This window comes from Bacillus sp. MSP13 (assembly GCF_000815295.1).
In the GTDB taxonomy this organism is placed as follows: domain Bacteria; phylum Bacillota; class Bacilli; order Bacillales; family Bacillaceae; genus Bacillus; species Bacillus vallismortis.
Map to the genome: position 1 here is coordinate 503121 of NZ_JXAQ01000004.1, position 11342 is coordinate 514462.

The 11342-nt window shown below is 42.8% G+C and carries 14 protein-coding genes and 1 other RNA gene; 3 read left to right on the forward strand and 12 right to left on the reverse strand.

The window, feature by feature from the left end:
- Positions 1-5: 5 nt before the first annotated feature.
- Both SC79_RS05850 and SC79_RS05855 read right to left on the reverse strand, forming a co-directional pair.
- Positions 6-1931 (reverse strand): ATP-dependent DNA helicase, encoded by a 1926-nt coding sequence (locus SC79_RS05850; protein ID WP_039074252.1) that lies wholly within the window; start codon positions 1929-1931, stop codon positions 6-8.
- 102 nt (positions 1932-2033) lie between these two features.
- Positions 2034-2225: a hypothetical protein gene (locus SC79_RS05855; protein ID WP_039074284.1), complete on the reverse strand. Its 192-nt coding sequence runs from the start codon at positions 2223-2225 to the stop codon at positions 2034-2036.
- 162 nt (positions 2226-2387) lie between these two features.
- Here SC79_RS05855 and SC79_RS20445 point away from each other — a divergent pair, with 162 nt between their 5' ends.
- Entirely contained in the window at positions 2388-2540 is a 153-nt protein-coding gene (locus SC79_RS20445) for a YpzG family protein (RefSeq protein ID WP_010327933.1), read from the forward strand.
- Positions 2541-2593: 53 nt separating this feature from the next.
- On the opposite strand, the gene SC79_RS05860 is transcribed toward SC79_RS20445, so the two are convergent.
- The 9 genes from SC79_RS05860 to SC79_RS05890 form a co-directional block, all read right to left on the reverse strand.
- On the reverse strand, positions 2594-3751 hold the full coding sequence (locus tag SC79_RS05860) for a THUMP domain-containing class I SAM-dependent RNA methyltransferase (RefSeq protein WP_039074253.1): 1158 nt from the start codon (positions 3749-3751) through the stop codon (positions 2594-2596).
- Positions 3752-3851: 100 nt separating this feature from the next.
- Positions 3852-4233, reverse strand: an RNA gene (rnpB, locus tag SC79_RS20450) — RNase P RNA component class B.
- 65 nt (positions 4234-4298) lie between these two features.
- Positions 4299-4595 carry a cell division regulator GpsB gene (gpsB, locus tag SC79_RS05865; protein ID WP_003225629.1) on the reverse strand — a complete coding sequence of 99 codons (297 nt, stop codon included), beginning with the start codon at positions 4593-4595 and terminating at the stop codon, positions 4299-4301.
- Between the two features lie 75 nt (positions 4596-4670).
- The gene (locus tag SC79_RS05870; protein WP_039074254.1) at positions 4671-5216 is read right to left on the reverse strand and encodes a DUF1273 domain-containing protein; all 546 of its coding nucleotides are present in this window, start codon (positions 5214-5216) and stop codon (positions 4671-4673) included.
- An 88-nt stretch (positions 5217-5304) separates the two neighbouring features.
- On the reverse strand, positions 5305-5529 hold the full coding sequence (gene cotD, locus SC79_RS05875; RefSeq protein WP_010327930.1) for a spore coat protein CotD: 225 nt from the start codon (positions 5527-5529) through the stop codon (positions 5305-5307).
- An 83-nt stretch (positions 5530-5612) separates the two neighbouring features.
- Positions 5613-5741, reverse strand: coding sequence for a hypothetical protein (locus SC79_RS20905; protein ID WP_003230707.1), 129 nt, complete (start codon positions 5739-5741; stop codon positions 5613-5615).
- 100 nt (positions 5742-5841) lie between these two features.
- Positions 5842-7095 carry a ribonuclease H-like domain-containing protein gene (locus SC79_RS05880; protein ID WP_039074255.1) on the reverse strand — a complete coding sequence of 418 codons (1254 nt, stop codon included), beginning with the start codon at positions 7093-7095 and terminating at the stop codon, positions 5842-5844.
- A 15-nt stretch (positions 7096-7110) separates the two neighbouring features.
- Positions 7111-9360 carry an ATP-dependent helicase MrfA gene (gene mrfA, locus SC79_RS05885; RefSeq protein ID WP_039074256.1) on the reverse strand — a complete coding sequence of 750 codons (2250 nt, stop codon included), beginning with the start codon at positions 9358-9360 and terminating at the stop codon, positions 7111-7113.
- A gap of 102 nt (positions 9361-9462) precedes the next feature.
- Positions 9463-9969: a PTS sugar transporter subunit IIA gene (locus SC79_RS05890; protein WP_039074285.1), complete on the reverse strand. Its 507-nt coding sequence runs from the start codon at positions 9967-9969 to the stop codon at positions 9463-9465.
- 137 nt (positions 9970-10106) lie between these two features.
- Here SC79_RS05890 and SC79_RS05895 point away from each other — a divergent pair, with 137 nt between their 5' ends.
- Positions 10107-10526 carry an Hsp20/alpha crystallin family protein gene (locus tag SC79_RS05895; protein ID WP_039074257.1) on the forward strand — a complete coding sequence of 140 codons (420 nt, stop codon included), beginning with the start codon at positions 10107-10109 and terminating at the stop codon, positions 10524-10526.
- A 17-nt stretch (positions 10527-10543) separates the two neighbouring features.
- Here the strand turns inward: SC79_RS05895 and SC79_RS05900 are convergent, their stop codons facing one another.
- A complete protein-coding gene (locus tag SC79_RS05900) occupies positions 10544-10915 on the reverse strand; it encodes a YppG family protein (RefSeq protein ID WP_039074258.1) in 372 nt (123 codons plus the stop codon).
- A 185-nt stretch (positions 10916-11100) separates the two neighbouring features.
- Here SC79_RS05900 and SC79_RS05905 point away from each other — a divergent pair, with 185 nt between their 5' ends.
- Positions 11101-11289: a YppF family protein gene (locus SC79_RS05905; protein ID WP_010330553.1), complete on the forward strand. Its 189-nt coding sequence runs from the start codon at positions 11101-11103 to the stop codon at positions 11287-11289.
- The last annotated feature ends 53 nt before the right edge of the window (positions 11290-11342 follow it).

Consider the following 11342-nt stretch of genomic DNA (forward strand, 5'->3'; position numbering starts at 1 on the left):
TTCTATTACATCATTTGCGGTTCAACAGGCAAGACCTTTTTGACTTCATCAATAATGCGTTCAGTTTCTCCGCCAGCGTAAATATGAATCGAGCCGCTGTCTTGATTGGAACGAATCAGACGCCCGATGCCCTGCCGCACGCGTAATAACATATATGGCAGATCAACTTCTTCGAACGGATCTTTTTTCGCCCCGTTGCGTTTCGCTGTAAATACAGGATCATGAGGAGGGAATGGCAATGACCAAATGGTAACATTTTTCAAGGCGTCACCAGGAATATCCAGACCTTCCCATAGGTGAACTGAACAGAGTACGGTTTCCTCTTCCTCTTGGAATTTCTCCACTAAACTGCTGATTTCCTCATCACCTTCAAAGAAAATCGGATACGGCAGCTCAAAGGCCGCCGACAGCTGCTTAAACTCGTTTAATTCCTCAAAAGAAGGGAAAAGCACCAGCGTTCTGCCTTTATAACCATTAATCGTTTCTATCGTTTCAGCCGTTTTTTGTTTGGCGTCCATATCTGCTTTCGCATAGAGATTCACTCTCATTTGCTCGTCGTAATCATAAGGAGAATCAACAGTCAACGACAAGTAATCATGAATTCCGAGGCTGTCGGCAATATAATCAAACGATCCGCCTTCTGACAGGGTGGCAGAAGAGAAGATATAGGGAATCTTCTTAGAAAACACTTTTTCGCCCAGCACTTCTGCCACCGTTCTCGGCATGACAACAAAGGTTGATTCTGCTTCCTTTTTCTCCAACCAGCTGATTGCATCTTTTTGATATAGCGATAATGAATACGCCATTTGTTCTACATACTCTTCCACAACTGACAGCTCGTATTGATCAACCGTGTACATCTCAGACTCGAACACGAGAGCCTCACCGATTTTATCAAGTAAACGGCAAAGCTCGTCCGCCGCCTTTTTGACACGCTGATCATCTTTTATTTCTAAACGGTGTGAACCGGCTACTTCTTTTGCTTCTTCAGAAAGAACATAGAAAAATTCGTCGTTTGCAGCAAGGGCATCTTCAATCAGTTCGGCAAACTCTTCTCTGATGTCATTTTGAAGCAATCGCTCTAAAAACAATTCAAGAGTAGACTGCTTCACTCTGTAGGTTAACGCTTTTTGTGCGGCAAACTCTAACAGGTGCCCTTCATCAAATACAACGGCGCTATGATCAGGCAAGAGCGGCAGCTGACCCTCTCGTTTGCGGGATTCTTCCGTCCACACATGCTCCATGTAGAAATCGTGGGAGCAAACGATCAAGTCTGTTGACTTGCGGTAGTGATCTCTGGAAAGCGTCAACCCGCATCTGTGTCTCATGTCACAAGTCAAACAATCCTGAAATGAGTCGTAGCTTACTTCAGACCATTCTTCATTTGACAGATTGGCGTACTGCTTACGGTCGCCATACGGATAAAAGCGCTGCATCGCCTGTGATCCATGGACAAATGACGGCAATGACTCATAAAGATCCAGCCATTTATCATCATCAGAGCGCTGCATTGTTTTTTCAAGTTTCTTTACGCATAAATATTGCTCATGTGATTTTGACAGTCTTGTATCAATGTTCAGATCCAAATGCTCAGCCAGCTTCGAAATATCGCCTTCTTTTTTCACTAGCTGTTCAATCAATGTTTCATCAGCACATGCGATAATGGCGGGTTTGCCGACATATCTTGCATAGCTGATCGCAAAAAGAAGATAAACGAGTGTTTTCCCCGTTCCCACTCCAGCTTCGGCAAACATGACTTGTTTCTCTTTAAACGCACGCTCCAGCTGAAAAGCCATAAATACTTGCTCATCCCGAAGATCAAACCCTTTTTCGGGAAGGATATCGTAAAACACGTCACCAATCCAATTGTTCAATTCTTCATAAAAATTCTTTGTTTTTGTTAAAGAAAAAGGCAAACGTGATGTTGTCACCTAGTTCCAACCCCCAACTATTCGACATTCAGACCATCAATAATATCATGTCCCACTTATGAATACAATAAAAAAACTTGGCATTGCCAAGTTTTTTGCAGCTTACTTTCGATTGATCACATGCGACGATAAAAAAGGATGGTCTGTTGAATAAATATGTTCCACCGCTTTTTCTAAATTATTTTGCGCACGGGAAATCATGGACGGAGACGAATCAGTCCCGAGCCCCTTCAGCTCGTTTGCTGTTGAGTCAAGCGCCCTTTGAATCAGATTAAAATGTTCGCTGTTCAGCATGAGATCACCTCTGATTGAAATAATCATCATTTTATGCGAACTTTTCATTTTATATACATGCTTTCCGCATGTTATCACCGAAATAGGCACAAACTACATTCGATATTCCGTACCCGGATTATCCGTCTTATCAACAATATTCTATCAGGGAGTGATGTTGACATGAGTTATAGAAATCGATTAGATCAGCATTCTGAACTGTTTCATCACAATTGGACGCGGCCTAAACGTTCTAAGTCTCAAGTAAACGGTCACACTGAAATGTCCCAAACCAACATTATTTTGAGAAGCAACGCGAAAGCGCACCGTTGGTAAAGATAGAATATGGCTGAAAGATGAAAGAAGACGCATGCAACGCGTCTTCTTTTTTATGCGTTTTCTGTTTTCTTGCGCTGCGGTCTTACTTTTGCCCAGTATTGATAATAATCCGTTTTAATAAATCCGTTAAACAGCTTTCGTTTTTTCGTCGCTTTTCTGCCGTATGCTTCCTCAAAGTTCTCATTTGACGTCAGCATGTACACAGACCAGGAATCTAGCGGTTCGAATGCCTGTCCCATTTCTTTGTACATCTGCTCAACGGCTTTTTTCTCGCCGAGACGCTCTCCGTATGGCGGATTGCCGACAATGACCCCAAACTCCAGATTTGTCGTGAAGTCTTTGACCTGCATCTGCTTAAACTCGATTAAATCTCCCAAGCCTGCTTCCTCTGCATTCTCTTTTGCGATTTGCACCATGCGGTGGTCTATGTCGTTTCCGAAAATGGTAAGCGGCTGGTCATAATTCGCCTTTTCTTCAACTTCAAGCCGTGCTTTGTCCCATAGCTCTTTACCGATCCATTCCCAACTCTCGGAGGCAAAATCACGGTTAAAACCAGGGGCGATGTTTTGGCCGATTAACGCGGCTTCGATCGCAATCGTCCCAGAACCGCAAAAAGGATCAACAAACGGTCGGTCCGGCGTCCAATTGGTTAATTGAACTAAAGCGGCAGCAAGAGTTTCTTTAATCGGCGCGCCGCCCTGGTCAACACGGTATCCTCGTTTGTGGAGACCTGTTCCGGACGAATCCAGCGTAAGAACCGCCTGATCTTTCAATAAAGAAATTTCCACCTTATACTCGGCACCTGTTTCTTCAATCCAGTCATTGGCTTTAGCGGACTGCTGCTTGAGCTTTTCAACAATTGCTTTTTTAACAATCCGCTGACAGTCGGGAACGCTTGCAAGTGTTGATTTTACAGATTTCCCGATGACCGGGAATTTCCCGTTTTCAGGGATAAATGAGCGCCAGTTAATCGCTTTCGTTTTTTCAAACAGCTCATCAAATGTTTTCGCTTTAAAAGAAGCAACCTGAACCTTTATGCGGTCGGCTGTTCTAAGCCAAAGGTTCGCGCGGCAAATAGCGAGCGCATCACCTTCAAAAATAACTTTTCCGTTATCAACCTTGCATTCGTATCCTAAGTCACGTACTTCCTTTGCGACAACAGCTTCAATGCCCATCGGCGCTGTTGCAATTAGTGTATACTTCGTCATCGTATCACCCTGTCTTTTAAAACTTTTCTCTTTTCAAGATAAAAGCTCTCCTTATACGGGAGAGCTTGTTTTGATCATTTTAAATGTAAGTGGTCTAACGTTCTGTAAGCCATGTTTTGTTCCGTCGTACTGCAAACGGCTTATCACCTCGTACTCGGGCGGTAATCATCTATCTACAGAAAGCATTCTGTCCTTCCCTCCGTTGAATTCCGTCAAGAAGGTTCCCCTACCAAAATTTGGGTTTCTCGCTCGAGGGGTTTACCGCGTTCCACTCTCACCATTTCTAGTGAGACTTCGTCACTGTGGCACTTTCAAGGATACTCAGCCATATCCAAAGGACGTAGGCTTTTTTCCTGCCGTCAACCTATCAAGGCTGCCCTAGCTTATGACTTCGCTAGGCACGAACACTACGGGCATCTCAGCACCGTGCGAGCATGGACTTTCCTCTACAGATTCAAGATCTGCAGCGATTACCCGAACGTTAAGAACATGAATTATTATATAACAACTGATTGCGATTTACAAGCGCCATTTTTTTCAAGCGCGATCAATCGTAAAGCTTGCTGCCAAAAACGTGCTTTTCTAAGTTTGACAGCCGTTTTAAAATATCAAAGTTCGTTGTGTTAGATTGTACCGGCTGTTTTTTGCTGGCTTCTTCAAGCTGTTTTTTCAGCTGCAGATTTTCCTGCTGCAGTTCTTCAATTTCTTGATGGAAGGTTTCATAATCCTTAATAATCATATCTAAAAATTTGTCAACGTCTTCTTGCTTGTAGCCTCTAACGCCTGTTTTAAATTCTTTTTCCAAAATTTCTTTTGCAGAAAGCTTTACTTTATCAGCAAGCATCTTTTTCACCTCGTATCGTGAATCATCACATATATTTTTTCAGAAATCTGTACGGTTGTCAAATTTCTCTTATTGCTATGAGTAACTGTCTTCTTCCACTGTTACTCTCAAGTCATCCATTGTAATAAAGTAAATGGGATAGCCATCCTGTTCGCGCCGCTTTTCCGCTGTCTCCAGCATGTACTTTGGAGACCCTTCCATTTCCGGATCATATAAAAGCATAAGCGCATCCGACTTATCAATGAAGAACTGATTTTTTTGTTTAAACTGAAGCGGGCTTTCATACGGCCTGTGAGTCAGGCTTTCTTCATAGTCAGCCTGTGCCAGAACAGCTTCATAAAGGTCTTTATTAGGTTCTTTCCAGTTCTTTTCCTGATCGTAAAAAGGGGTAATCACAGCTACCTTTAAATCAGGGTATTCCTCCTGCAGATCATAGGCAGCCTCAGCTGCCCAGAGTTCGGTTCCAAGCTGGCCCGAAATTAAAATCCATTCTAGTCCTTCATCTAAAAAAGCAATCAGACGATTCTTCATCGCTTTTTTTATGTAATAAAGCGCCTTGTCATCCTGCTTAAAAATCCCAAGTTCAAATGGCTTGTATCCTGTTACAGCCAATACTTTCATCATTTCACCTGCTTTATAAAAAATGGGGCTCCCATTGGGCCCCATTTTGATGTGCTGTAGTTCTGCTATCAAGCTGCACGTATCCATACTAGTCGAAGAAAGGTCTTCCCGCTTGAAAATGTTGATGCGTTGCTGTATCAACATTTGAGAAAGTGTGTGGAAAGTAGTGAACGTGCTGAAAATGCTGGTGATTTACGTTTGTTGTGTGCTGTGGATGAATATGCGGCACGATCGTATTTGAAAACGTATGGTTTTCACAGCAATGAGTAGGATGGACAATTGGCGCCATCATATGCGGTCTGCAGTGATGCATGATTAAATCCCCTTTCCATAAACTTTATTACAATACTAAGTTATGAAAAATAGGGGGTACATGTTCTGATGCAATGACCTATTTTAAAAGTGTGCAATTAAGCTGTCTTTAAAGTTTGAAAATACGAAAGCAATCAAAAAAACAACGACAAAGAACAAATAAAAAACACCCTTATACATGCCAACTCTCCCTTTAAAAATAACTAACGTCATTTTACAGGATTCGCCGGTATTCTACAACAGAATCGGTGTGATTTGAGCAAAAAAATTTCATGGCGAAAGAAGTCGTCTTTTGCGCTTTCCCGGGGAATATTCAAGAGGAATATTTCCTCTTCAGCCGGGCGATTCTTACGTGCAGCTTTTCAATTTCTTTTTCTGAAAAGAACGCCTCATCACTAAGTAATTGTTCTGCAATATGCAATGCTTTTCCGAACTCTTTTTTCTGATGCTCAAAAAATTTCGCGAGTTCTATCACAGCAGCGTATCTGCACTTCTGATTTTGGGAGCGGGACAGGTTTTCCCAAAGCGCCACTGCCTCTTCCAACCGGTTTTGTTTTTTGTATAGGAGCGATAAATCCAGCCGAGCTCTATCCTGATCTTCAAACGACTTTTCTTGAAGCTTTTCCAGCTGCATAACCGCTTGATCCGTTTCTTTGTGGGCCATAAACCATCTCGCCATGGCATAAGCTTCGCTGTGTTCTTTTGGCGCATGTGATTTCGATAGAATTTTTTTAGACATATGAATGTACAATGAAATAAGCGATAGCACATCCAGTTCATTATGATGCAGGACGCCTTTTAGAAGTTCCGGCTCTTGCGCCTTGATAAAATGAAAGTAAAGCATTGGCGCCAAGTAGCCCGGTGTATCTTCTTGTCTGCGGATGCCAAGCTCCTCATTTTCAACCGTGCCAAGCGATACGCGGTCCATTTTGTGTTTCCACAAGCGTCTCGCTCCGTGCAGCAGGTCAAAGTGGCCGAATTCCGGGAGCTTTGGAAGTCTGTCACGGATCAATGTGTGCCTTGTTTTCACCTGCGGCCAATCAAAAGCTTTCCCGTTGTAGGTCACAAGCGATGTAATGTCAACCTCGCTTAAAAAGCTTTGATACAAGGCGACTTCATTCCCCGGTTTAGGCAAAAGATGCTGTTTGACTATCACTCGGTCTTCATATACCCTCGCATGCCCAAGCAAAAAAATGGTGTTTCCGGCTCCGCCTCCAAGACCGGTCGTTTCCGTATCAAAGAAAAAGAGGCTGTTTTTGTTGTACCCTTTTGCTGACAGCGTATGCGACAGGCTGCTTTGATTCCACAATTGCATCACTTCATCAAGTTCAGAAAAACGGTATAATCCATGCCGGTGAGAAAGCGGATATTCTACTTCCCTAATAAGACAGTACTCATCTTCGAAAAAAAAAGGCTTCATGCCAAAAGTCTCCCACTCTTCTAAAAATGGAATTTCAGCATGGTTCTCAACGAGTTTGTTTTTTTGTTCGTCTTTTTCTTTTTTATGTTCCCCTTCATCGAACACCATATGCTTTTTCATTCGCTGAAGTTTCCCTTTTAATGACATACCTGGCCTCCTTCCTTATGCCATTTGATTCAGCAGCTGCAAAATACTCTTCTTTGCTTTGATCCCTTCTATTTCGGTTCCTATACATGACGGACAGCCATCATGACAAGGACATTGTGTGATGAGCTGTTTCGCCGCTTCATTTATGTCTGAAAAACGTTTGTAGACTTCCTCCGCTAAACCGATACCGCCGGGGTAATGATCGTATAAAAATATAGTCGGCAATCCCGTATGGACAGCTTTCATTTGAGAAACAACATGCACATCGTTTCGGTCACACATAATATACACGGGGACAATATGCTGGAGCACATTCGAGATGCCCAGAAGCAGCTGTTCCAGCGTCTTTTCCTCGATATCTTCGTCTGCTTTTTTGATTTCGAGCCAAGCTGCACTTGTATGCAGTTCTTCTTCCGGCAAATGAATAGGACCTGATCCAATATTTTCAAAGGTCGTCATTTTAATTTTTTTAAAGATGGTCGGCAAGGCGTTAACAGTGACATCTCCATAGTGCAATGACGCACCGCTATTTTCGTTTGTTTTATCAACTTCTAATACCTTTAGCTGAACTGCCAAATTGGCATCTGTATAATACTCGACATCGACTTTTCTGACATAAGCCTTTTTATGGTCCCAATCCAGCTTTTCTACTTGGTACTGAACCCCTTCATGTAAATAAATCGCTTCATCATGCAAAAGCGTCATCGCGCTAAAACGATCCATTTCACCGATAATCCTTACATTTGCCATATCCGATTGGTCAACAATGACGACATTTTCTTGTGATGCGGAACGCAAACTGATATTGGATGCAGGAAACGATTCACTTGCCCAATGATATCGTTCGCCATTGCGGTGAAGAACGGCCTCTTCCTCGAGGTATTCAAGAATGTCACTTACATCCATTGGCCCAAACTCCTCATCAGCTTTAAAAGGAAGCTCATAAGCCGCACACTTTAAATGGTCTACTAAAATAATCAAATTCTCCGGATTGATTCTTGCAGATTCCGGCGAACGGTTAAAGAAGTATTCAGGATGCCGCACAATATATTGATCGATCGGCGTTGAATTGGCGACCATCATAATCAAAGATTCACCGTGCCTTCTGCCGGCTCGTCCCGCCTGCTGCCATGCACTTGCCACACTTCCAGGATAACCCGTCATCACACACACCTGCAGCTGGCCGATATCAACACCAAGCTCTAAGGCATTCGTACTGATAACACCTAAAATCTCGCCTTCTCTCAGGCCTCTTTCGATTTCTCTCCGCTCTTTTGGAAGATAGCCTCCTCGATAGCCTCTGATTGACTTTGTCCCAATCTCTTTTTTCACAAGCTCCTGAATATGGCTTAAAATAATTTCTACCCGGACTCTGCTTCTAGCAAAGACAATGGTCTGCACTTTGTTTTTCAAGAACTCTTTCGCTAATTCATTCACTTCTGCAGTTGCGCTCTTTCTAATATTCAGCGGTTTGTTCACAAGTGGCGGATTATAAAAGACAAAATGCTTCCGCCCGCTCGGGGCACCGTTGTCATCGACCAGCCGCATCGGCTTGCCCGTCAGCTGCTCTCCCAATTCCTTTGGATTGGCAATCGTTGCGGACGTACAAATAAAAACCGGATCACTTCCATAAAACCGGCAGACCCGCTTCAGCCGCCGGATCACATTGGCCACATGGCTCCCGAACACACCGCGATACGTATGAAGCTCATCGATAACGATATACTTAAGGTTTTCAAACAAACTGACCCATTTCGTATGATGCGGGAGAATCGCAGAATGGAGCATATCGGGATTTGTAATAACAATATGGCCAGCTTTTCTCACTTTTTGTCTGATCGCCGGAGACGTATCCCCGTCATATGTAAAGCTTTTAATATCAATGCCCATTTCATCAATGATTTCATTCAGCTCGCTCTTTTGGTCCTGTGCCAGCGCTTTTGTCGGGAATAAATAAAGCGCCCGGTTTGTTTCGTCTTGGGCGATGGACTGCAGGACTGGGAGGTTATAGCATAACGTTTTTCCTGATGCGGTTGGCGTTACGGTAACGATGCTTTCCCCTTCTTGCACATATTGGAAAGCGGAATATTGGTGGGTATATAGTTTCTCAATGCCCCTTTTCGAAAGGGCTGCTTTTATTCTCTCGTCTATACTTTCAGGCATTGGCCTTGTTTTTGCTTCACGAGGCTCTATTTCATGCCAATTCACAACGTTTTCATTTCCTTTTAACTCGGAAATGAGCTCAGGCAGTGATTTCTTTTTCATTCTTTACACCTCTTTGTCAAGTACAGTTTACCGAATATTTGTTTGCATGGCTAGGTGCAAATTTTATACAATCAAATAAAAAAAGCAAGGCATGCGCCCTGCTTATTTCGCTTTTATTGTAAGGAGCTTTGTTTCACCTTTGTGCGCAGCCTTTTCGCCAGCCGGCACAATTGAACCTACAGCTTCACCGTTCATGATCACGATTGGAATGACCGTACTGCTCGCTTTTTCTTTTATTAATTCCAAATCACACGTGATCAGCGGGTCACCAACCTTCACTTTGTCCCCTTCTTTTATGTGGGCAGTAAATCCTTCTCCGTTCATATTGACCGTTTCCAGCCCGACGTGAATTAACAGTTCAATTCCCGAGCGAGTCCGAATGCCCACGGCGTGTTTAGTATGGAAAATCTGAATCACTTCACCTTCAACAGGTGAAACGATGTCACCGTTTGCTGGTTCCACCGCTATTCCTTCCCCCATCATTTTCTGTGAAAAAACCGGGTCTGGCACATCTGTCAGGTCCATAACCGTACCGTCTGCCGGAGAATAAATAACCTCTTCCGCCACTTTATCCTGAGTTTTTCCCATACCGAATAATTTTTTCAGCAATGTATTTTCTCCCTTCTCATTCACTCAACCGTTATCCCTTCATTCACCACTATTTAACCACACTTTCAATTTTGCTTCAATTTATAACAACATCTGGCATAGGCGCATAATCTGGTTAAAAAAAGGCGGTGGCAGATTTGGAATTCTATGATGACAAAAAGAACGAATTGCAAAAGAAAGAAGAAATCACAACGGAGGCAATGGACCACCTTTTTCAATCCGCAACGTTCGGCAACCTTTTAAAAGGATTTCAGAACCTGATCAACTCGAGTTTACAAGATGTACAGACGACCATACATGTCAGAGAAAGAGATACCGGGCTGTATGTCGATATCATGATTCCGGAGTCGTTTCGAGATGGAGAGATCGTCGTTGATATTAAAACGAGGTATCTGCATGTAACACTCCAAGAGAAACAGAAACAGCAAAATGAGGCCACATTTACAAGCATGACAAGAACGGTGCAGCTGCCTTATGAAGTACACCAAGATGATATGGAAACATCTTGGAACGAGCAGACAATGACGCTTTTCTTTCCAAAAAACAAGCATGAATGAGCCATTCATTCATGCTTCTATCCTTTAAAAAAGCTGGTAAATCCCTTTATTAAAGATCCGACTTGATTCATTGCGCTCATCACTTGGCCTGTCGTATCCATCATTTTATTAAAATCAAACTGCCCGTTGGCTTTTTTGAATTGCGACATGATACTTTGAAATTGTGAGGGCTGCTGCTGGTTAGGTCTTGGGATTGGATAAGGGTTGGAAAATACAGAAGGCTGCATAGGCAACGAGTAGTGTGGAGAATACGTTTGATAAAAATCCTCCTGCCCATAATGCTGCTGCGGCCAGTATTGTCCAGGTACTGCCTGTTGATAATATCCTTGCATTTGCTGAGGATCATAATAACTCATTTGCCGAGGATAGCTTTGAGAATTCCTGTTCATTGCGATTCCCCCTAAACTCAACATATTTCTCTTCAATATAGTATGAATGAAGTCTATTGGTTGTGTCACAATGCCTGATTCACTTTTGTCAAATTGTGTCGAAAGTTTAAATTTTTTAAAAACAGAAAAAAGTCGAATCATTATGGTACTATATCTTCAATACAGATGAGAGGGGATGCACCATAATGAACGTATCATACTTAAGCAAACGTTTTGCAGAAATGAAGAAATATGAAACAGACTGTATGAATAAACTGATGGACTTTGCCAAGTTCCTCTATATTCAAGGACATCTCAGCACAATTGAGTTTCGTAACAGTATGAAGGTTCTCGAAGCACATGGAGCAGAAAGCCCGGCGTATGAGTTGAATTAGCGTCCGGCCCCCTATAACAAATTTAAAGAAGACAGCCTTTACCGGCTGTCTTC

What these genes read in the sequence shown, in the direction of transcription:
- SC79_RS05880 (WP_039074255.1), bottom strand. Translation starts at nt 7,095, where the DNA reads ATGTCATTAAAAGGGAAACTTCAGCGAATGAAAAAGCATATGGTGTTC.
- SC79_RS05900 (WP_039074258.1), bottom strand. Translation starts at nt 10,915, where the DNA reads ATGAACAGGAATTCTCAAAGCTATCCTCGGCAAATGAGTTATTATGAT.
- SC79_RS20445 (WP_010327933.1), top strand. Translation starts at nt 2,388, where the DNA reads ATGAGTTATAGAAATCGATTAGATCAGCATTCTGAACTGTTTCATCAC.
- SC79_RS05870 (WP_039074254.1), bottom strand. Translation starts at nt 5,216, where the DNA reads ATGAAAGTATTGGCTGTAACAGGATACAAGCCATTTGAACTTGGGATT.
- SC79_RS20905 (WP_003230707.1), bottom strand. Translation starts at nt 5,741, where the DNA reads ATGACGTTAGTTATTTTTAAAGGGAGAGTTGGCATGTATAAGGGTGTT.
- gpsB (WP_003225629.1), bottom strand. Translation starts at nt 4,595, where the DNA reads ATGCTTGCTGATAAAGTAAAGCTTTCTGCAAAAGAAATTTTGGAAAAA.
- SC79_RS05860 (WP_039074253.1), bottom strand. Translation starts at nt 3,751, where the DNA reads ATGACGAAGTATACACTAATTGCAACAGCGCCGATGGGCATTGAAGCT.
- SC79_RS05905 (WP_010330553.1), top strand. Translation starts at nt 11,101, where the DNA reads ATGAACGTATCATACTTAAGCAAACGTTTTGCAGAAATGAAGAAATAT.
- cotD (WP_010327930.1), bottom strand. Translation starts at nt 5,529, where the DNA reads ATGCATCACTGCAGACCGCATATGATGGCGCCAATTGTCCATCCTACT.
- mrfA (WP_039074256.1), bottom strand. Translation starts at nt 9,360, where the DNA reads ATGAAAAAGAAATCACTGCCTGAGCTCATTTCCGAGTTAAAAGGAAAT.
- SC79_RS05855 (WP_039074284.1), bottom strand. Translation starts at nt 2,225, where the DNA reads ATGCTGAACAGCGAACATTTTAATCTGATTCAAAGGGCGCTTGACTCA.